The following is a 19476-nucleotide window of genomic DNA, read 5'->3' as shown; positions in this document are numbered from 1 at the left end:
GTCAGCCTAGCACTTGCGTCTCACCATACGATACGGCAGTATCAAGGCATGGACAACGCCAGTGGAGTGGGTGTGCTCGACAAGGCCGCTCTCGTGCTCTCGGCCCTCGAGCCCGGACCCGCCACCCTCGCCGGGCTGGTCGCCGCGACCGGCCTCGCGCGGCCGACGGCCCACCGGCTCGCCGTGGCGCTCGAGCACCACCGGCTCGTCTCCCGCGACATGCAGGGACGCTTCGTGCTCGGACCGCGGCTCGGCGAGCTCGCCGCCGCCGCCGGCGAGGACCGCCTGCTGGCCGCCGCGGGTCCGGTGCTCGCACGTCTGCGCGACATCACCGGCGAGTCGGCGCAGCTGTACCGCCGACAGGGCGACTTCCGGGTGTGCGTGGCGGCGGCGGACCGGCCGACCGGTCTGCGCGACTCGATCCCCGTCGGAGGCCAGCTCACCATGGCAGCCGGGTCCGCTGCCCAGATCCTGCTGGCGTGGGAGGACCCCGAGCGCATGAACAAGGGGCTGCTCAAGGCCACCTTCTCGGCCGCCGAGCTGTCCGCCGTGCGTCGCCGCGGATGGGCGCAGAGCGTCGGCGAGCGCGAGCCGGGTGTCGGGTCGGTCTCCGCCCCGGTCCGCTCCCCCTCCGGCAAGGTGGTCGCCGCCGTGTCGGTCTCCGGTCCCCTGGAACGCCTGACCCGGCAGCCGGGTCGCATGCACGCACCTGCCGTGGCCGCCGCCGCGGAACGGCTCAGCCAGAGCCTGCGCCGCGCCGGCTGACCTCCGTCTACCCGCGCAGGGCCTCGAGCAAGGCGCCCTTCGTCATCCGGGACGCACCGGGGACCTGCTTCTCGCGGGCCGCCGCGCGCAGCCGCACCACGGTCCAGGACTCGTCGGGGACGGGCGACTCCTCGACGGGCAGGTCTCCGCGCTCCGCGGGCGGAGCGTGGTCGACAGGGGCGTCACGGGTGGCGCGACGGAGCCTGGCCTCGAGCTTGGCCGCCTTGGAACGCTCCTGCCGAGCCTCGGCCTTCCACTGCGCCGCCTTGCCCTTGGCCTTCTCGAGCTTGCGCTCGAGCTGATCCACCGAGCCACGCAGCTTCTCGACCTGCCCCTGCGCCTTGGCCAGCTCCTTCGCGCTGCTCGGGCCGCCCTTCTTCGAGGACTTCTTCGCGCCGCCGGACGCCTTCTCGGACTTCTTCACCTTGGCCATCTCGCTCCTCGCATGGTCGGACTCGGCCGAATCATGGCAGACGGAGGTGACGCGGAGGTGAACCTGCACGGACCCCTGCTCCGGCTCACAGCGTGGGTGCCGTGGCGGTCGCCACCGTGACGCCGGAGGCGTCCGCGACGCGCAGGCCCGCGACGTCCTCGCGCAGCACGGCGGCGTTCATGCGGCAGTGGACCTCCACCGCCGAGCCCAGGAAGGCGCCCGCCTCCACGTCGCGCCCCTGCTCGTCCACGACGTAGACGACGTAGACCTCCCCGGGCCGGGTGCCGGCGACGTCGAGCACGGCCTCCGTGCCCCAGGTGTGGGCGACGAACGCCGCGTCGACGCGCCCGGGCAGCGGGCTGTCGTCGCTGACCGAGGGAGCGAGCCGCTCGACGGCGCCGAGCGTGCCGGGCGGGCCCTCGACGGTGCCGTCGCCCAGGACGGCCTGGACGCCGAGCGTGGTCGCCGAGCCGGCCGCGACGAGCGCCACGGCGGCGGCGACCAGCCCCAGCCGACGACGAGCGGACCGGGGACGGGGCGCAGGCCCGACGGGCGCTGCTCCGGTGGCCCCGATCCGGCCGATCGCCGCGTCGAGCGCGGTCGAGGGCGGCACGTCGCTCCACGCACCGCCCGCGAGGGCCCACTCGTCGAGCGTCCCCACGGCGCTGCGCAGCGCGTCGAGCTCGGCGCGCAGCTCGGGACGTTCGGCGACCAACGCCTCCAGCTCGGCGGCCTCGGCCTCGTCGAGGTCGCCCGTGGCAGCGGCCGCGAGCAGCTGGTCGATGCGCTCCTGGGGCGTGGTCATGAGGCTCCCTCCTCGTCGAGCAGCGCGCGCAGGGCGCGCAGGCCGTGGAACATCCGGGTGCGCAGCGTCGCGACGGGCACCCCGTCACGTTCGGACAGCTGATCGTAGGTGAGTCCCTCCAGGCGCACCGCCACGATCACGCGGCGCTGGTCCGCGGAGATCTGGGCCAGCGCCCACACCAGGCCGACGTGGTCGTCCACCTGGTCGCTCTCCGGCGGTCGGACCTCACGCGGCTCCCGGACGTCCGGCACCAGCGTCATCGGGCGGCGCCCACGGCGGCGCAGGGCGTCGATCACGACGTTGCGGGCGATCGCGAACAGCCACGTCCTCGACGACGCCCGGGCGGCGTCGAAGCGCTCGCGCGCCTGCCAGGCGCGGGTGAAGGTCTCCTGCACGCACTCCTCGGCGAGGCCCCGGTCGCCCACGGCGTTCACGGCGAAGCCCAGGAGGTCACGGCCGTGCTCGGCGTACGCGGAGCGCACGTCGAAGCCCTCAGCCGTCATCCGGACCGCCCTTCTCGCGAGGTTGCTCCACGGTAGGCCCGTCGGCGCGCCGGGGCACGGCAACACGGTCACGGAAGCGGTCATGGAGAGGTGTACGCCGCGTCGGCCGCGAACGTTCTCGCGAAGATTCCTCGCCGTCCTCGTGAACGCACCGGCGCTCCGCCTCGTATCCCGACACGACCGGCGTCGCCGGACGCCACACGACGAAGGGACGACCATGACCCGATCGACTCGATGGACCGCAGCGGCCGGCCTCGCCGCCGCACTGCCCCTGGCACTCGGCGGACTCGCCTCGACCGCGACAGCCGACACCACGGAGCAGGTCGAGCGCCCGGAGACCTTCACCAGCGCGTTCGTCGCCGAGGCGACCGGCGACCAGGTCGTCGGACCCGACGGCACGGTCGGCGTGGGCCAGGAGGACGGCTCCGGCACGTTCATCTTCCTGATCAACTCCGACGAGGAGATCATCTGCTGGGACATCACCACCGAGGGCGTCGACCCGCCGTACCAGAGCGCCGCCCGCACCGCCACGCACATCCACCAGACGCCGGCCGGCCAGAACGGGCCCCCGCGCCTGTCGTTCCCGAACCCCGGCCCGGAGGACTCCGACATCCGCAACAGCAGCGGCTGCTCCGAAGGACCGTTCACGACCGGCCTGAGCGCGGAAGGCCAGGACACCGGCACGGGCTTCACCCTCGACCAGATCGAGGCGAACCCCGCCGGCTTCTCGGCCGACACCCACACGGCCGCCAACGTCCCCGGCGCCGTGCGCGGTCAGCTGGCCTTCAGCCAGGAGCTCCTGGACGAGGCCAACGGTGCCGGCGGTCCGCAGAGCGGCGGGACCGATGACGAGGACGCCGGTGAGGAGAACGCCGACGACGAGGATCGCGTGGTCCCGCGCAACGGGGTCGACACCGGGGAGGGCGGAACCGCCGGCTCCACCCCGGCCGCTCCCTACGTCGCCCTGACGCTCGTCGGACTCGCTGCTGCGGGCGCCGTCGCCGCACGTCGTCGTCAGGGTGCCTGAGATTCGCCGACTGGCCGGCCTGGTCCTGCTCGTCACGCTCCTCGCAGGGTGTGGCGGGCAGGACCGGGCCCCTGCCCCGCGACCGGCGGAGACGACCACGACGGCCGCGCCGACGAGCCAGGCCCCGCGGGCCGCTGCAGCTCCGATCCGCGTGACGATCCCGCCCTTGGGTCTGGACGAGTCGCTCGTCGGCCTGGGCATCGATGCGGGGACCGGCGAGCTCGAGGTGCCCGAGGATCCGGCCCGCGTCGGCTGGTTCACGGGCGGCGGCAAGCCGGGCGAGACCTACCCCACCGTCATCGTGGGCCACAAGGACTCCCGCACCGGGCCGGCCGTGTTCGCGCGGCTGACCGAGCTGGAGGTCGGCGAGCAGCTGAGCGTCCTCGACGCTCGCGGACAGCGCCGCACCTACGAGGTCACCGAGGTGCGCGACGTGCCGCAGGACAGCCGCTTTCCCACCGAGGACGTCTACGGCAGGGCGGCGGGGTCGCAGGTCCGCCTCATCACCTGCACGGGACCCTACGACCGCGGGATCGGCCGGTACACCGAGAACCGGGTCGTCTTCGCCTCCGAGGTCTGAGTCCTCAGAAGAGCCCCGGACGCTCCAGCTCGAGCAGGACCCTCTTGCGCTCCACTCCCCCGGCGTAGCCGGTGAGGGAGCCGTCCGAGCCCACCACCCGGTGGCACGGGACGACGATCGGCAGCGGGTTGGCGCCGTTGGCGGCGCCGACGGCCCTCGAGATCACGGGCTCGTAGCCGAGACGTCGGGCGATCTCGCCGTAGCTGGCCGTCTCCCCGAACGGGATCCGGCGCAGCTCGCCCCACACCTTGCGCTGGAACTCGGTGCCGTCGTTCGCGAGCGGCAGGTCGAAGCTCCGGCGGTCGCCCGTGAAGTACTCCTGCAGCTGCTGCTGGGCGTCGTCCAGCAGCGGGTCCGGGGCGGGACGGCCGTGCGGCTCGGCCCCGAACTCGATCGCGGTCAGGAGGCCCGCGGAGCTGTGGAGGCGCAGTCCGCCGATCGGTGAGTCCATCCAACGGGTGCTCATGCTCTCGATCCTCTCGTCGTGGTCAAGGCCTGCCGTGCCAGGTGCTCGGTCCAGAGGTGCATCCCGGCGTACGAGCGCCAGGGCGCCCACCGCCTGACGTCGGCGTCGGTGGTCCCGCGGGCGTGGAGGATCCGCCGGAGCACCAGGTCCGTCTCGAGGAGCACGTCCGGATCGCCCAGCCCGCGCATGCGCACGTAGCCCACGGTCCACGGGCCGATGCCGGGCACGGCGAGCAGCGCGCGGCTGACGGCGTCGCGGTCGACGCCGCCGTCCAGCACGAGGTCACCGACGTCGACCGCACGGGCCAGGGCGACGACGGTGCGCCCGCGGGACCGGGGCATCGGCAGGGTCTCGGGATCGACGGCGGCCAGCGCCGAGGCGGTCGGGAACGCGTGGGTGAGTCCGAGCTCCTGGGCGAGGGGCAGCTCGACCGTCTCCCCGGAGGCCGCGACGAGCCGACCGATGACGGTCCGCGCGCCGCTCACCGACACCTGCTGCCCGACGACCGTGCGCACGGCCGTCTCGAACGCGTCGACCGTGCCGGGGACGCGCAGCCCAGGTCGCTCCTGCACCAGGGCGCCGAGGTCCCCGGCCCCACCATCGCTGGCACCGCCGTCCCCGGCCCCACCCTCCTCGCCGCCCAGCGCTCGATCGATCGCGACCGGGTCGGCGTCGAGGTCGAGCAGGTGCCTCAGCCGGGCGACGGCCGCCGTGAGGTCGCGCGGGTCCTGCAGCTGCACCCGGCACGACACGTGGTCGTCGTGCAGGACGAGCTCGGCGACGGCGCTGCCGTGCGGCAACGAGAGCACCCGGGCGAACCTGCGTCCCTCACCGACCTCGAGCCCGGGCACGGCGTGGTCGGCGAGGAAGCCCCCGAGCGCGTCGGCGTCGAAGGGGCGCCGGAGCGCGAGCCGCAGTCGCAGGCACTCCCCCGCCGCCGAGCCGCCGGCGCCGCGTCGGCGCATCTCGCGGGGCGAGCGGTCGTACGCGCGCTGGAAGGCGTCGTTGAACTGGCGGACCGACGCGAAGCCCGCCGCGAAGGCGACGTCGGACATGGGCATGTCGGTCGTCTCCACCAGCAGCCGCGCGGTGCGAGCGCGCTGCGACTGGGCCAGCGCAAGAGGTCCCACACCGAGCTCCTGGGTGATCATGCGGTTCAGGTGCCGTTCGCTGTAGCCCAGCCGCTGCGCCAACCCCGGAACGCCCTCGCGCTCGACGACGCCGTCGCGCACCAGCCGGACCGCACGCCCCACGGCGTCGGCTCGGACGTCCCACTCCGGCGACCCGGGCGAGCTGTCCGGACGGCACCGTCGGCACGCGCGGAAGCCGGCCGCCTCCGCCGCCGCGGCCGTGCGGTGGAACTCCACGTTCCGGGCGAGCGGGGTCGTCGCCGGGCAGGAGGGACGACAGTAGATGCGCGTGGTGCGCACCGCGGTGAAGAACATCCCGTCGAAGCGCTCGTCGCGCGAGCTCACCGCGCGGTAGCGCTCGTCGAAGTCCTCCATGCCGACCATCGTGCCCCGTGGGGGCAAGTACGTCTGGCGGGAATCGGACACGGCCGTGCCGTGCCGTTCCGTCGCTGGGTCAGCGTCCGCCGCGCTTCTTCCGCCGCACCATCACCGACTTGCCGTCGGCGCGCTTGACCTCGAACAGGTCGATCGCCTCGATGAGCCCGCTGAACTTCGCGTAGCCGTAGTTGCCGGGCTGGATCGAGGACTGGTTGCGGATCTGGTCGCTCACCTTGGAGAGCTGGGCCCAGCCGTCGTCGTCGGCGGCCTCGTCGACGGCCGTGCGGAGCATGCGCACGAGCTGTCGGTCGCTGCGCAGCTTGGCGCCGTCCACGCGCTGGGAGGCGCGCTGCGAGGCGGGACGAGCCCGGCCGTTGGAGGCGGCCGGAGCGTCGTCCGGGGCTTCGTCCGCGTCGTCCTCGGTGTCGTCCTCGGTGTCGTCGTCCTCGCGCAGCGTCTCCAGCTTGTAGAAGGTCGAGCACGCGTTCTGGAACGCCTTGGGCGCCTTCTCCCCGCCGAAGCCGAGGACCTCGGCGCCGGACTGTCGCAGGCGCATGACGAGGGGCGTGAAGTCGGCGTCGCTCGAGACGATGGCGAAGCCGTCGGCCACGCCCGCGTGCAGGAGGTCCATGGCGTCGATGACCATGGCGATGTCGGAGGCGTTCTTGCCCTTCGTGTAGGCGAACTGCTGCACGGGGGCGATCGCGAACTCCTGCAGCCGGCCCTCCCAGCCCTTGAGGTGGGAGTTCTTCCAGTCGCCGTAGGCGCGACGCACGTGCGCGTTCCCGGACTTCGCGACCTGCGAGAGGATCGCGCCGATCTTGGAGGCAGGAGCGTTGTCGGCGTCGATGAGCACGGCGATGCGAGCAGGAGGCATGGGTCCACCCTAGGGGCGCCGGCTCACGCCTCCCGCCACTCCCCTCGCCGCTCCTCGGCTGCCGAGGTCCCGGCCTGCTGCTTTGTCGCTCGGATGGGCGTTCCCGCGCTGCTGCGTCGGTGTGGCTACGTCTTCACCTGATGCTGCGTCGCTGTGGCTCCAAGACGGGTTGGTCTCCGAGAGGGCCTCGACCGGAGCGGTGGGACTTGGCCCGGCTGGGTCTGCGAGGCGCTGCTGTGCACTCGCCTGCTGCTGCGTCGCTGTGGCTCCAAGACGGGTCGGTCTCCGAGAGGGCCTCGACCGGACCGGGGGTCTCGGGTCGGCTGGGTCTGCGGGGCGCGGCCACGATTCTCCCTCTACGCGGGATCCACGCACGATTCTCCCTTCGCGTGGACCGTGCCACGCGAAGGAAGCATCGTGGCGGCGACTTTGGCCCCGTAGGGGCAGGGATTCTCCATCGTCGTGGAACGGTCCGCGAGAAGGGAGAATCCCTGCCCACCCGCCGCACGAGGGGCCCCGGCGGACGCACGATTCTGCCTTCGCGTGCAAAAACCCGAAGGATGCTGCGTTGGTGACGGGATCCCGTAGCGAACGCAGCATCCTTCGCCCTCTCACGCACGAACGCAGAACCTTGCGTCCCTCCGAGCCACGCTCCGAGAGCTCGCCCGAGCCCGGACCCGTCCGCCGGTCGAGGCCCTTTCGGAGCGCAGGTCGACTCGCAGCCACAGCGACGCAGCCGCAGGTCGAGACCCAGCAGGAGCAGCGCAGCACCGAGGAAAGACCCAGCGGCGGCAGTGCAGCCGCAAGCGACGGACCACCCGAGCCGACCTAGCCGCAGGAACGCCGCCGAGCCGAGCGACGCACCACGATGCGGTCGCAGGAACGCACAAGACCCCCCGACCAGGGGTCGAGGGGTCTGCGGTGGTGCGTGGTAGCCCCGACGGGATTCGAACCCGCGCTACCGCCTTGAGAGGGCGACGTGCTAGGCCGCTACACAACGGGGCCCCGGCCCCGAGGAGCCGTGTGAAAGAGGCTGGTCGTGCCTGCGGCACGTACAGCACCCTTTCGTACCCCGTACCGGATTCGAACCGGCGATCTCCGCCTTGAGAGGGCGGCGTCATAACCGCTAGACCAACGGGGCGCGGACCGGATCACAGACCCGGTCTTCGCTGGGGTACTAGGACTCGAACCTAGAACGACGGTACCAGAAACCGCTGTGTTGCCAATTACACCATACCCCATGGGGGTATCGAGCACCGTCCTTGCGAACGGCGTCCGAACCAGGGAGAAACCTTACCCGACGCCGATGCGCTCCCCCAAACCGGGTGCGGCCCTCCGCCTCGACGTCCGGGTCGGTCAGAGTGCCGCGCGCAGACGCTCCAGCGTGCGGGTCCGACCCAGCAGCTCGATCGACTCGAACAGGGGCGGCGAGATGCGGCTGCCGGTCACGGCCACCCGCACCGGCCCGAAGGCCAGTCGCGGCTTGAGCCCCAGGTCGTCGACCAGCGCAGCGCGCAGCGCGCCCTCGATCGTGGGCGTCGACCACTCGACGGTCGAGCCGATGGCCTCCAGCGCCGTGAGGGCGGCCTGCACCACCTCCAGGCCCTTCTCGTCGAGCTGCTTCGCACGGTCGTCCGGGTCGATCGTGAAGTCCGCCTCGTCGACGAACAGGAACCGCAGCATCGAGACGGCCTCGGTGAGCAGCCCCATCCGCTCGTGGACGAGGGGCACCGCGGCCGCCAGCATGGCGCTCTGCGCCTCCGTGGGCGGATCCTGCACGAGGCCCTCGGACGCGAACCGCGGCACGAGCCGGGCGCGGAGGTCCTCGTCGGAGAGCAGCCGCACGTGGTCGCCGTTGATCGCCTCGCACTTCTTGAGGTCGAAGCGGGCCGGGTTGGGGTTGACGCGGGAGATCTCGAAGGCCTCGACCATCTCCTCGAGCGTGAACACGTCGCGCTCGACGCCGTCGACCGCGGGGAGCGACCAGCCCAGCAGGGCGAGGTAGTTGAGCAGCCCCTCGGGCAGGAAGCCCTGCTCCCGGTAGCCGAGGAGGTTGGACTCGGGGTCGCGCTTCGACAGCTTCTTGTTGCCCTGGCCCGTGACGTAGGGCAGGTGGCCGAAGCGCGGGACCATGCCGTGACCGAGGCCGATCTGCGCGAACGCCTCGTACATCGCGATCTGGCGGGGCGTGGAGCTGAGGATGTCCTCGCCGCGCAGCACGTGGGTGATGCCCATGAGCGCGTCGTCGGCGGGGTTCGTCAGCGTGTACAGCGGTTGACCGTTGGCGCGCACGATGACGAAGTCCTGCACGTTCTCGGCGCCGAACGTGATCGGTCCGCGGACCAGGTCGTCGAAGGTCCAGTCCTTCTGCGGCATCTTGAACCGGATGACCGGCTGCCGGCCCTCGGCCTCGTAGGCGGCCCGCTGCTCGGGCGTGAGGTCACGGTGCAGTCCGTCGTAGCCGCTGGGCCGACCGGCGGCCCGCGCCGCGTCACGACGCTGCTCCAGCTCCTCGGCGGTGTCGTAGGCCTTGTACGCCAGTCCGGCGTCGAGAAGGCGCTGCGCGACGTCGGCGTACACGTCCATCCGCTGGCTCTGGCGGTACGGCCCGTTCGGGCCGCCCACCTCGACGCCCTCGTCCCAGTCGAGGCCGAGCCACCGCATCACGTCGATCAGCAGGTCGTAGGACTCCTCGCTGTCGCGGCTCGCGTCGGTGTCCTCGATGCGGAACACGAAGCGGCCACCGCGGTGGCGTGCGTACGCCCAGCTGAACAGCGCCGTGCGCGCCATGCCGACGTGCGGGTTGCCGGTCGGCGAGGGGCAGAAGCGGGCGACCACCGGCACGTCGTCGCCCACGGTCGGGACGGAAGCGGTGCTGGTCGTCTCGGGGCTGACGTCAGTCATGGGAGACCACCTGGTTGGTGAGGGTGCCGATGCCCTCGACGGTGACGCTCACCGAGTCGCCGACCTGCATCGGTCCGACGCCGTCGGGGGTGCCGGTGAGGATGACGTCGCCGGGCAGCAGCGTCATGAACGAGGAGACGTAGGCGACGATGTCGGCGACGGAGAACACCATGTCGCTGGTGCGGCCGTCCTGCTTGACCTCGCCGCCGAGCTCGGTGGTGACGCGGAGGTCGGCGGGATCGAGGTTGGTCTCGATCCACGGGCCGAGCGGGCAGAAGCTGTCGAAGCCCTTGGCGCGGGCCCACTGGCCGTCCGTGCGCTGCAGGTCTCGTGCGGTGACGTCGTTGGCCACCGTGTAGCCGAAGATCACCTTGTCGACGTCCTCGGCGGGCACGTCCTTGCAGATGCGCCCGATCACCACGGCCAGCTCGCCCTCGAAGTGCACGTCCGAGCTCTGAGCCGGGTAGACGATCGGGTCACCGGGACCGACCACGCTGGTGTTGGGCTTGAGGAAGACGAGCGGCCTCTCGGGCACGTCGTTGCCCAGCTCGGCCGCGTGCGCGGCATAGTTCCTGCCGATGCCCACCACCTTGCTGCGGGGGATCACCGGCGCCAGCAGGCGCACGTCGTCGATCGCGACCTTCTGGCCCGTGAGCTCGTAGCCCGCGTACAGCGGGTCACCCTTCAGCACCGCGATCGTGGGGGTGCCGTCCTCGTCACCGACCACTCCGAAACGGGGATCGTCGTCCCCGGCGAACCTGGCTACACGCATGCCTCGACCCTACCGAGCCGGGGCAGGCGCTACTCGACCGGACGGACCGAGTCGATGACGATCGGCTCGGCCGGCGGTCCGTCGGGGGCGCCACCCTCGGCGCCGACCGAGGCGACGTCCTCGAGCGCGGCCAGGCCGTCCGCCGAGATCGTGCCGAAGACCGTGTAGTCCGGCGGGAAGTCCGAGTCGGCGAAGTTCAGGAAGAACTGCGAGCCGTTCGTGTCGGGCCCGGCGTTGGCCATCGCGACGCTGCCCGCCGGATAGGCCTCCTCCCCCGTCAGCTCGTCGGCGAAGGAGTATCCCGGCCCACCGGTCCCGGTGCCGGTCGGGTCGCCGCACTGGATGATGCCGTAGGGCACGGCCGTCGGGTCGCTGACGCGGCTGCAGGGGGCGTCGTCGAAGTAGCCCTGCTCGGCGAGCGACGTGAACGACGTGGTCGCGCACACCGGCTCGGGGAGCAGCTCGACCGGCACGTCCTGCCCGTTGATGGTGATGACGACCGAGCCCGCCGGCTCCGCGTCGTCGGCCGGCGGGTCGACCTGCTTGGCCGCACCACCGGTCTCGACCCACGAGCACCCCTCGTCGGAGGCAGCGTCCGAGGAGTCCGAGTCGTCGCCGCAGGCGGCGAGACCCAGCAGCGGGACGACGGCGAGCAGGACGGCGGTTCGACGCAGGCGCATGCAGGGATCGTAGAGAACGCTCACAGCCGGGCGTGGACCGCCCGGAACCGCTCCACGACCGGGGAGTCCGGATCGGGGCCCACCTCCACACGCACCTCGACCAGGCCGGGCGCGAGGTCGGACGGCACCGGCGCCTCGCCGATGACGACGAGGAGACCGGCCTCGGCCACGCACGGCACGACCGCTGCCGACGACGCGACGTCGGCCACGACCAGAGCGAACCGGTCGTGCCAGACCTCCGGGACGTCGGCCGCGGAGATCGGCACCACGTGCACCCGCGGCGGCGTGAAGTCGTCGGGCGTGACGGTGTCGAGCACGAACACCTCGTAGCCCAGCGTCGCGAGATGGATGGCCTCGGCCACCGCGTCGTCCGCGGCCACCAGGGCCGCGAGCCCGTCGCCGGCCACGCCGGCCGTGGTGGTCCAGTCCGTGAGCAGGCGCCGAGGTGGTGCCTTGGGTCCGCGCACGGGTGTGCCCCCGCCCATGCTCGTGCCGCCCGTCTCCATGCCGCCCCTCTCCATGCCGTCCGTGCTCATGCCGAACCGAACCGACGCTGGCGACCTGCGTACTCCTCGACCGCGGCCCACAGGGCCAGCCGGTCGACGTCGGGCCAGGCGATGTCGGAGAACACCAGCTCGGCGTAGGCCGACTGCCACGGCAGGAAGTTGCTCGTGCGCTGCTCGCCCGACGTGCGCCAGAACAGGTCGACGTCGGGCAGGTCCGGCTCGTCGAGGTAGCGGGCGAAGGTGCGCTCGGTGACGCGGTCGGGGTCGACCTTGCCCGCCTTGACGTCGCGGGCGAGTGCCGCGGCGGCGTCGGCGATCTCGGCCCGGCCGCCGTAGTTGACGCACATGGTGAGGCTCAGGACGTCGTTGTGCCGCGTGAGGCGCTCGGCCGTCTCGAGCTCGTTGATGACGCTGCGCCACAGCCGGCGAGGACGACCCGCCCAGCGGACCCGCACCCCCAGGGCGTGCATCTCGTCGCGGCGACGGTGCACCACGTCGCGGTTGAACCCCATGAGGAAGCGGACCTCCTCGGGCGAGCGCTTCCAGTTCTCGGTGGAGAAGGCGTAGACGCTCACGGCCTCGATCCCGACCTCGATCGCGCCCTTGACGACGTCGAGCAGGGCGAACTCGCCACGCTTGTGACCCTCCGTGCGCGGCAGGCCGCGTTCCTTGGCCCACCGCCCGTTGCCGTCCATGACCACCGCGACGTGGCGGGGCACCTGGTGCGGCTCGAGCTGGGGCGGGCGGGCACCCGACGGGTGCGGTTCCGGCGCGCGCGGCTCGGGGCGGCCGCGGGCAGGACGGGCGGGTGCGGGGCTCATGACTCCTGGCCGGGTTCGGGGTGGCTCAACGGTCGACGTGCCCCATGGAGCGCAGTCCGCGCTCCAGGTGCCACGACAGGTACGCGTTGACGATACCGGCGGCCTCGCGGCGGGTGCGGTCGTCGGCCTCGGCGACCACCGGCCAGTCACCCGCGAGCAGCGCGGCCAGGAGCGTGACGGCGAAGGGCGAGGGTGCCGACGACCCGGGCAGGCGGCAGCCGTCGCACAGCATGCCGCCGGAGGGGACGTGCAGGTTGCGGTGCGGTCCCTCGAGCCCGCACCGGGCGCAGCCGGAGAAGCTGGGGGCGTAGCCGGCCACCGCGAGCGCCCGCAGCTGGTAGGAGTCGAGCAGCGTGCTCGGCGGCTGACGCCGCGTCGAGAGAGCGGCCAGCGCGCCGACGAGCAGCTGGTACTGCTGCACGGCCGGCTCACCGTCGTGCGTGACGAGCCGCTCGGCGGTCTCGAGGATCGCCGTGCCCGCCGTGTAGGCCGGGTAGTCGAGACCGAGGTCGCGGGCGTAGGCACCGAGCGTCTCGACCTGCACGATCGTGTCGAGGGTGCGCCCCTCCGCGAGCTGGAGGTCGACGTGCATGAACGGCTCGAGCCGGCCGCCGAACCGCGACGACGTCTTGCGCACCCCCCGGGCGGCCGCGCGGACGAGACCGCGCTGACGGGTGAGCAGCGTGATGATGCGATCGGCCTCGCCCAGCTTGTGGGTGCGCAGCACCACACCCTGGTCGCGATAGAGGCTCACTGCACCATCATGCCTGGCCGTGCCGACGGTTCGGGGCCGGCGAGGCCGTCAGTCCAGGCAGAACTCGTTGCCCTCGGGGTCGGCCATCGTGATGAACCCGGCCTCCATGCCGCCGTCGGGCTCGACGCGGTAGAGCTCGCGGGCGCCGAGACCCTGCAGGCGCTTCGACTCGGCCTGCAGCGCGGCCATCCGCTCCTCGCCCTCCAGACCCGGCGCGGCCCTGACGTCGAGGTGGACGCGGTTCTTGACCGCCTTGCCCTCCGGGACCCTCTGGAAGAAGACCCGCGGACCGATGCCGGCGGGGTCGACCACCGCGGACCGCGAGTCGCGCTCGGACTCCGGCACGCCGAACGCGTCGAGGGCCTGCTCCCACGACGCGAAGGGCGGTGGTGGGGGCTGCACCTGGTAGCCGAGCACCTCGGCCCAGAAGACGGCGAGGGCACCCGGCCCGGCACAGTCGATGGTGACCTGCACGTCTCGGCTCATGGCTCGAGCATGCCCCCGCCCACCGACACGGTCCACGGACGGTGCCACGATGCCGACGTGGAGGTCCTGGGGGTCGACGGCTGCCGAGGCGGCTGGATCGGGGTGCGCTGGAGCGACGACGACGTCGTGCTGGTCCTCGTCGCGCCCACGATCGGCGAGCTGGTCGGCGCGGCGGGACCGGTCGACGTCGTGGGGATCGACATCCCGCTGGAGCTGCCCGAGACGGAGGGGCGCGCAGCGGAGCGGGAGGCACGCCGACGTCTGCCAGGTCGGGCGTCCACGGTGTTCAACTCCCCGGCGGCCTCCGCCGTCGACGCCACGGAGTACGCCGAGGCGAACCGGCTGAACCGCGAGGCCACGGGCCTGGGCCTGAGCCGCCAGTCGTTCGGCCTCTTCCCCGCCATCCGCGACGTGCGCGACTGGCTGGCCACCGATCCCGACGTCCCCGTGCACGAGGTGCACCCGGAGTCGAGCTTCGCCGAGCTGGCGGGCGAGCCGCTGGTGGAGCGCAAGAAGCTCGCCGAGGGGGCGGCCCGACGTCGCGCACTCCTGCGCTCCGAGGGCATCGAGCTCCCCACGAGCCCGCCACGCGGAGCCGCCCTCGACGACGTGCTCGACGCCGGCGCCGCCGCGTGGACGGCACGCCGCATCGCCCGCGGCACGGCTCTGCGCCTCCCCGAGGACCCCGCCGACGGCGCCCCCATCTGGGTCTGACCCGCCCCGTTCCGCGTTCTGACCCCTTCGTGTCGATCGACGACGCCAGGACCGACGCGAAGGCGTCAGGACGCAGGGGCGAGCACGAGTCGGGGACGGAGACGTCGACGCGGCCATCGATCCGTGCGAGGGTGTCTGCGAGCACGCCGCAGGACCACGTCTCGGGAGGGCATCGATGGACGACGACACCCAGGTGATTCCGCAGCCGGAGCCGCAGGGCGGACCGAAGCAACCACCACGGACGTGGGTCGTCGTGGCCCTCACGCTCGGCGCCGTCCTGGTGATCGGAGGCGCCGTGGCCGCGGGGTTCGCGTTCGGGCGCTCGTCCGACGGCGACACCGCCACGACACCCTCCGCAGCCGGCGGGTCCGCCCCCTCGAGCGAGGCACCGGCGGACCAGGACGCAGCGACCGGCGGCCTCGACGCGTGCCTCGTCGGCACCTGGCGCACCACCGAGCACACCGAGACGGTCGACACCGAGCAGGGGAAGTTCACCATCTCCGACGTGAAGCGCACGCTCGAGATCACCGAGGACGGCACCGAGACGGTCACCTACGACGGCACGCCCGCCACGCTCGCCCTGGAGGCCGCGGGCGGCGAGGCGATCTTCGAGGGCACCGTCACCTACGACGTGAGCACGAGCGGCGACACGATGAGCTTCGTGCTCGGCGACGTCGACGGCAGCCTCACGGTGCGCCTGGCCGACGGCAAGGAGAGCGAGCAGGAGCTGCAGCCCGGCAGCGGCCCCGTGCAGTACACGTGCAGCGAGGACTCGTTCACCCAGACCGCGACCGGCTACAAGTCCGTCATGGAGCGCGTCGAGTAGCTGCCCCGGCCTCCGCCCTCTCGCGCTCGTAGAGCGCGTAGGGGTCGTGCAGCTCGCGGCCGAGCGCCTCCTGCATCCAGGCGGCGTCACGCAGCGAGGCGCGGCGGCGTGCGTCGGCCGTGCCGTCGGACGTCAGGTTGGAGGCGAAGATGCCGGCGGCGGACTTCGGCAGGAAGTCTTCGTAGACGATCGGCTGGAGCCGGCCCGCGTGGTTGCGCGTGTAGTAGGCCAGACCGGCGCGGTGGAGGTCCTCGTCCGTGGTCGGGAAGGCCCGGAAGCCCCTCCCGTCGTAGAGGTTGCGGCCGGCAGGCGTCAGGGCCACGCCGCGCGCCTCGACCTCGCCGAACCTGACGCGCAGTCGTCCCTCCACCACCGAGCCGTCGGCCTCGCGGAAGCGCCGCGGCTCGTCGAGCGCCCGGAACGACGTCTGACGCAGCAGCACGTCGACGCCCCGCCCCGACTCCACCCTCGGCGGGCCCTGGATGCGGTCGATCATCTCGACGCCCAGCTCGCCCATGCGCGCGTAGAGCGCGTCGATGTCGAGCACGCGCGGGGTGAGGTGGTTGATGTGGGTGGACGTGACCCCGCCGATGTCGGCCGCGACGCTCGAGATCGACTCGAGGTGCTCGTACCAGGTGCGGTCGACCGGCTCGTCCGACAGCGCGAAGGACGCGGTGGCCAGCTCGAGGAAGCGGTCGGCCTGGTCGTGGGACAGCTCGTGCTCGCTCTCCATGCGGTCGGCGAGGTCGAGCAGCTCGTCGGGGAACAGCGTGCGCGCGTCGAGGAACTCCCGCAGCTGCGCCTCGGTGCGCTCGTCGAAGAAGCGCCGGTCGTCGACCACCAGCACCGAGGTGAACACGCGGAAAGGGTTCTCCGCGAGCTCGAGGCGCGAGGTGGGACGAAACGCGGTGCTCACGACGGGGATCGGCGGGGTGGCCTCGCGCAGGTCGTAGAACCCCACGGGGTACATGCCGCACGCGCCGAAGACCCGGCCCACCTGGGCGAGCTCGGCGGCCGTGCCCACCCGGATGGCGCCGTGCCGCTCGGCCGTGACGCGCTGGATGGAGCCGAGCCGCTCGGCGTCCTCACCCCGACGCTCGAGCACCTCGGCGTTCACCTGCTCGCAGGCCTCGACCAACGTCGTGTACGCGGGCACCTCCGAGCCGTAGAGCTCCGAGAGGGACCGGGCGAACCACGCTCGCAGCTCGGTGGGACCCACCCCACTCACACGAACTCCACGCCCTGGGCGAGCGGGAGCTCGGTGGAGTAGTTGACCGTGTTCGTCGCGCGGCGCATGTAGGCGCGCCACGCGTCCGAGCCGGACTCGCGGCCGCCGCCGGTGTCCTTCTCGCCTCCGAAGGCGCCACCGATCTCGGCGCCGGAGGGCCCGATGTTGACGTTGGCGATGCCGCAGTCGGACCCGACAACCGAGAGGAACGTCTCGGCCTCGCGGACGTCGAGGGTGAAGATCGACGACGACAACCCCTGGGTGACGTCGTTGTGCAGGACCAGCGCCTCCTCGAGGGTCTCGTAGCCCAGGACGTAGAGGATCGGCGCGAACGTCTCCTCCTTCACCACGTCGCTCTGGGCCGGCATGTCGACGATCGCGGGCTGCACGTAGTAGCCACCTCCGGTCGCGTCGCTGGCCGCGACGTCCTGCCCACCACCGGTCACGAGGGTGCCTCCGTCACCCTGGGCGCGGGAGATCGCGTCGCCGAACGCACGGAACGACGTCTCGTCCACGAGCGGCCCGACGAGCGTCGACGGCTCCAGCGGCGACCCGATCGGCAGCGTGCCGTAGGCCTTGGCGAGGCGCTCGACGAGCTCGTCCTTGATGCTGTGGTGCACGATCACGCGGCGCAGCGACGTGCACCGCTGGCCGGCCGTGCCGACGGCGGAGAACACGATCCCACGCACGGCGAGGTCGAGGTCGGCGCTGGGCGCGACGATCGCGGCGTTGTTGCCGCCGAGCTCGAGCAGCGTGCGGCCCAGGCGCGCGGCGACCCGCGGTGCGACCTCCTTGCCCATGCGGGTGGAACCGGTGGCCGAGACGAGCGGCACGCGCGGGTCGTCCACGAGCGCCTCCCCCACCTCCCGGGCACCGAGGACGACCTGCGACAGGTGCTCCGGCGCACCCGTGCGACGCGCGGCCTCGGCGGCCAGCGCCTGGCACGCGAGCGCCGTCAGCAAGGTCTTCTCCGAGGGCTTCCACACCACGGCGTCACCGCACACGAACGCGAGCGCCGCGTTCCACGACCAGACCGCCACCGGGAAGTTGAAGGCGCTGATGACGCCGACGACGCCCAGCGGGTGCCACTGCTCCATCATCCGGTGACCCGGACGCTCCGTCGCGATCGTCAGGCCGTGCAGCTGGCGGGACAGCCCGACCGCGAGGTCGCAGATGTCGATCATCTCCTGCACCTCGCCCAGGCCCTCGCTCAGGATCTTCCCGGCCTCGATGCTCACCAGGGCGCCGAGGTCGTCCTTGTGCTCACGGAGCAGCTCGCCCAGCTCACGGACGAACGCGCCACGCACCGGTGCGGGCACCGTGCGCCACTGCAGGAACGCCTCGTGGGCACGACCCACCGCGTCGGCCACGTCGGCGGCGGAGTGAGCGGCGAGCCGACCCATCTCGTGACCGTCGATCGGCGACGTCGCCGACAGGCCACCCGCGGCGTCGAAGGGATCACCGGCGCCGAGGCGCTGGAGGATGTCGAGGGCACGCGTGCTGACGTCGGTCATGCCGGGGAGACCTTTCCGTGGGAGGCGAAGAGCTGGCCGGAGGTGGTGGCGAAGAGGTCGGCCAGGCGGATGTCCTCCTGGGCGACGAAGCCGGCGTGCGGCAGCACGCCGTCGGCGACGAGCTCGACCACCGAGACCGCGGAGGCGGCCGTGGTCCAGCTGATGGCACGCCAGGTGCGGCCGTCGATCTCGATGGGCAGGTAGCCGCGGACGTAGTTCTCGCGGAAGGGTTGACCGGACTTGGTGCCCTCGACCGCGGCGTGCAGGTAGACGATGTCGTCGTTCACCGGCGGCTTGGCGTCGACGAGGATGCGGCCGACCTCCTCGCGACGCTCGCGCAGGTTGAGCTCGTCGAACAGGAAGTGCATCTGGCGGAAGTGGCCGGGGTAGCGCAGCGTCTTGTAGTCGAGGCGGCTCACGCGCCCCTCGTAGGTCTGGCACATGGTGCCGAGACCACCAGAGGTGAGCGCCGCCTCCAGCTCGATGCCGGCGATGAACACGCGCTCCTTCTCGGTCATCGCGGGCACCATCTGGCGACGGCCCGAGCGCAGCACCTCGCAGTCGTTGAGGTACTCGTTCACCACGCCCTCGGCCGACCAGTTGAAGGCGTAGCCGAGCAGCCCCGTGGGGTTCTGCGGCAGGGCGCCGACCTTGAGCTCGATGTTGCGGATCTGCTCGAAGCCCTCGGCGAGCGAGGCACCGACGATGCCGATGAGACCGGGGGCGAGGCCGCACTGCGGCACGAACGCCGACTCCGGACGCTTGGCGCTCAGCTCGACCACCCGGTTGGTGGTGGGCACGTCCTCGGTGAGGTCGAAGTAGTGGGTCCCGGTGTCGTACGCGGCCTCGGCCACGGCGATGTTGAGGTGGTAGGGCAGGCAGGAGACGACGGCGTCGACGTCGGTGAGGGCCTTGCGCACGGCCGTGGTGTCGGAGCCGTCGACGGCGTGCGACGCGAAGTGCAGGTCGTCGCGCGGCGCTGCGTCGTACCCGACGACGGAGAACTGGGCGCGGACCAGGAGGTCGGCGACGAGCTCGCCGACCTTCCCCAGTCCGAACACCGCGACGGTGTTGATGGATCGGGACACGGGACCTCCTGCGGCCGGCGACGGGTCACGTCGCGTACGGAAGACACCGAGGGGTGGTCGGCGTCACACCGATGCTAGCCAGCAGGAGGGCCCGTGTCTGTACCGACCGGACGGTGCAGTGGTGACGATTGGGTGAAGCCGCCACGTCCGTCACGGTCGACGTCGTCGAGGACGGCGGCGGGGCCGGGGATCTCGTGGACCCGGCGTCCCGCCACCGTG

The 19476-nt window shown here is 72.3% G+C and carries 21 protein-coding genes and 3 tRNA genes; 5 read left to right on the top strand and 19 right to left on the bottom strand.

Going from position 1 to position 19476, the window contains the following annotated elements; translation table 11 throughout:
• Positions 1 to 48 precede the first annotated feature (48 nt).
• A complete protein-coding gene (locus tag ASF35_RS08320) occupies positions 49 to 765 on the top strand; it encodes an IclR family transcriptional regulator (protein WP_055965411.1) in 717 nt (238 codons plus the stop codon).
• Positions 766 to 772: 7 nt separating this feature from the next.
• On the opposite strand, the gene ASF35_RS08315 is transcribed toward ASF35_RS08320, so the two are convergent.
• The 3 genes from ASF35_RS08315 to ASF35_RS08305 all read right to left on the bottom strand — a co-directional run bounded on the left by ASF35_RS08315 (position 773) and on the right by ASF35_RS08305 (position 2506).
• A complete protein-coding gene (locus tag ASF35_RS08315; RefSeq protein WP_055965408.1) occupies positions 773 to 1198 on the bottom strand; it encodes a hypothetical protein in 426 nt (141 codons plus the stop codon).
• An 85-nt stretch (positions 1199 to 1283) separates the two neighbouring features.
• On the bottom strand, positions 1284 to 2003 hold the full coding sequence (locus ASF35_RS08310; RefSeq protein ID WP_055965405.1) for a hypothetical protein: 720 nt from the start codon (positions 2001 to 2003) through the stop codon (positions 1284 to 1286).
• A complete protein-coding gene (locus ASF35_RS08305) occupies positions 2000 to 2506 on the bottom strand; it encodes a sigma-70 family RNA polymerase sigma factor (RefSeq protein WP_200914507.1) in 507 nt (168 codons plus the stop codon). The genes ASF35_RS08310 and ASF35_RS08305 overlap by 4 nt, the downstream gene beginning before the upstream one ends.
• A 217-nt stretch (positions 2507 to 2723) precedes the next feature.
• On the opposite strand from ASF35_RS08305, the gene ASF35_RS08300 reads away from it, so the two are divergent.
• Positions 2724 to 3533, top strand: a complete 810-nt coding sequence (locus tag ASF35_RS08300; RefSeq protein ID WP_055965399.1) for a CHRD domain-containing protein — start codon at positions 2724 to 2726, stop codon at positions 3531 to 3533.
• A gap of 151 nt (positions 3534 to 3684) precedes the next feature.
• Positions 3685 to 4113 carry a class F sortase gene (locus tag ASF35_RS08295; protein WP_235493007.1) on the top strand — a complete coding sequence of 143 codons (429 nt, stop codon included), beginning with the start codon at positions 3685 to 3687 and terminating at the stop codon, positions 4111 to 4113.
• Positions 4114 to 4117: 4 nt separating this feature from the next.
• On the opposite strand, the gene ASF35_RS08290 is transcribed toward ASF35_RS08295, so the two are convergent.
• The 13 genes from ASF35_RS08290 to ASF35_RS08230 all read right to left on the bottom strand — a co-directional run bounded on the left by ASF35_RS08290 (position 4118) and on the right by ASF35_RS08230 (position 13887).
• Positions 4118 to 4579, bottom strand: coding sequence for a methylated-DNA--[protein]-cysteine S-methyltransferase (locus tag ASF35_RS08290; protein ID WP_055965391.1), 462 nt, complete (start codon positions 4577 to 4579; stop codon positions 4118 to 4120).
• Complete coding sequence (locus ASF35_RS08285) at positions 4576 to 6084, bottom strand: Ada metal-binding domain-containing protein (protein WP_156367985.1); 1509 nt, start codon at positions 6082 to 6084, stop codon at positions 4576 to 4578. Before ASF35_RS08285 ends, ASF35_RS08290 begins: the two co-directional genes overlap by 4 nt.
• Positions 6085 to 6163: 79 nt before the next feature.
• On the bottom strand, positions 6164 to 6964 hold the full coding sequence (locus tag ASF35_RS08280; RefSeq protein ID WP_055965385.1) for an NYN domain-containing protein: 801 nt from the start codon (positions 6962 to 6964) through the stop codon (positions 6164 to 6166).
• 929 nt (positions 6965 to 7893) lie between these two features.
• A tRNA-Glu gene (locus ASF35_RS08275) sits at positions 7894 to 7969 on the bottom strand.
• Positions 7970 to 8032: 63 nt separating this feature from the next.
• Positions 8033 to 8105, bottom strand: a tRNA-Glu gene (locus tag ASF35_RS08270).
• A 28-nt stretch (positions 8106 to 8133) separates the two neighbouring features.
• Positions 8134 to 8205: transfer RNA gene (locus ASF35_RS08265), tRNA-Gln, on the bottom strand.
• Between the two features lie 115 nt (positions 8206 to 8320).
• Positions 8321 to 9868, bottom strand: a complete 1548-nt coding sequence (gene gltX, locus ASF35_RS08260; RefSeq protein WP_055965382.1) for a glutamate--tRNA ligase — start codon at positions 9866 to 9868, stop codon at positions 8321 to 8323.
• Positions 9861 to 10640 carry a fumarylacetoacetate hydrolase family protein gene (locus tag ASF35_RS08255; RefSeq protein WP_055965380.1) on the bottom strand — a complete coding sequence of 260 codons (780 nt, stop codon included), beginning with the start codon at positions 10638 to 10640 and terminating at the stop codon, positions 9861 to 9863. Before ASF35_RS08255 ends, gltX begins: the two co-directional genes overlap by 8 nt.
• 29 nt (positions 10641 to 10669) lie before the next feature.
• Positions 10670 to 11320 (bottom strand): peptidylprolyl isomerase, encoded by a 651-nt coding sequence (locus ASF35_RS08250; RefSeq protein WP_055965377.1) that lies wholly within the window; start codon positions 11318 to 11320, stop codon positions 10670 to 10672.
• A gap of 20 nt (positions 11321 to 11340) precedes the next feature.
• Positions 11341 to 11856: a hypothetical protein gene (locus tag ASF35_RS08245; protein ID WP_055965375.1), complete on the bottom strand. Its 516-nt coding sequence runs from the start codon at positions 11854 to 11856 to the stop codon at positions 11341 to 11343.
• Complete coding sequence (locus ASF35_RS08240; protein WP_055965372.1) at positions 11853 to 12647, bottom strand: isoprenyl transferase; 795 nt, start codon at positions 12645 to 12647, stop codon at positions 11853 to 11855. Before ASF35_RS08240 ends, ASF35_RS08245 begins: the two co-directional genes overlap by 4 nt.
• Before the next feature lie 25 nt (positions 12648 to 12672).
• On the bottom strand, positions 12673 to 13401 hold the full coding sequence (gene recO, locus ASF35_RS08235; RefSeq protein ID WP_055965369.1) for a DNA repair protein RecO: 729 nt from the start codon (positions 13399 to 13401) through the stop codon (positions 12673 to 12675).
• Between the two features lie 48 nt (positions 13402 to 13449).
• On the bottom strand, positions 13450 to 13887 hold the full coding sequence (locus ASF35_RS08230; protein WP_055965366.1) for a VOC family protein: 438 nt from the start codon (positions 13885 to 13887) through the stop codon (positions 13450 to 13452).
• A 57-nt stretch (positions 13888 to 13944) separates the two neighbouring features.
• Between ASF35_RS08230 and ASF35_RS08225 the strand changes: the two genes are divergently transcribed.
• Positions 13945 to 14601 carry a DUF429 domain-containing protein gene (locus ASF35_RS08225; RefSeq protein ID WP_162239303.1) on the top strand — a complete coding sequence of 219 codons (657 nt, stop codon included), beginning with the start codon at positions 13945 to 13947 and terminating at the stop codon, positions 14599 to 14601.
• 175 nt (positions 14602 to 14776) lie between these two features.
• The gene (locus ASF35_RS08220; protein ID WP_055965360.1) at positions 14777 to 15427 is read left to right on the top strand and encodes a hypothetical protein; all 651 of its coding nucleotides are present in this window, start codon (positions 14777 to 14779) and stop codon (positions 15425 to 15427) included.
• On the opposite strand, the gene ASF35_RS08215 is transcribed toward ASF35_RS08220, so the two are convergent.
• The 3 genes from ASF35_RS08215 to ASF35_RS08205 are packed head-to-tail and all read right to left on the bottom strand — an operon-like array spanning position 15408 to position 19257.
• Positions 15408 to 16646 carry a VOC family protein gene (locus tag ASF35_RS08215; protein ID WP_055965357.1) on the bottom strand — a complete coding sequence of 413 codons (1239 nt, stop codon included), beginning with the start codon at positions 16644 to 16646 and terminating at the stop codon, positions 15408 to 15410. The genes ASF35_RS08220 and ASF35_RS08215 overlap by 20 nt on opposite strands.
• A gap of 5 nt (positions 16647 to 16651) precedes the next feature.
• Positions 16652 to 18169, bottom strand: a complete 1518-nt coding sequence (locus tag ASF35_RS08210; RefSeq protein ID WP_055965356.1) for an aldehyde dehydrogenase family protein — start codon at positions 18167 to 18169, stop codon at positions 16652 to 16654.
• Complete coding sequence (locus ASF35_RS08205; protein WP_082495406.1) at positions 18166 to 19257, bottom strand: saccharopine dehydrogenase C-terminal domain-containing protein; 1092 nt, start codon at positions 19255 to 19257, stop codon at positions 18166 to 18168. Before ASF35_RS08205 ends, ASF35_RS08210 begins: the two co-directional genes overlap by 4 nt.
• Positions 19258 to 19476 lie beyond the last annotated feature (219 nt).

The sequence above is a fragment of the Aeromicrobium sp. Leaf291 genome (assembly GCF_001423365.1).
In the GTDB taxonomy this organism is placed as follows: Bacteria; Actinomycetota; Actinomycetes; order Propionibacteriales; family Nocardioidaceae; genus Aeromicrobium.
The sequence above is the reverse complement of the archived record's forward strand: the minus strand, read 5'-3'. Positions and strand labels throughout refer to the sequence as shown.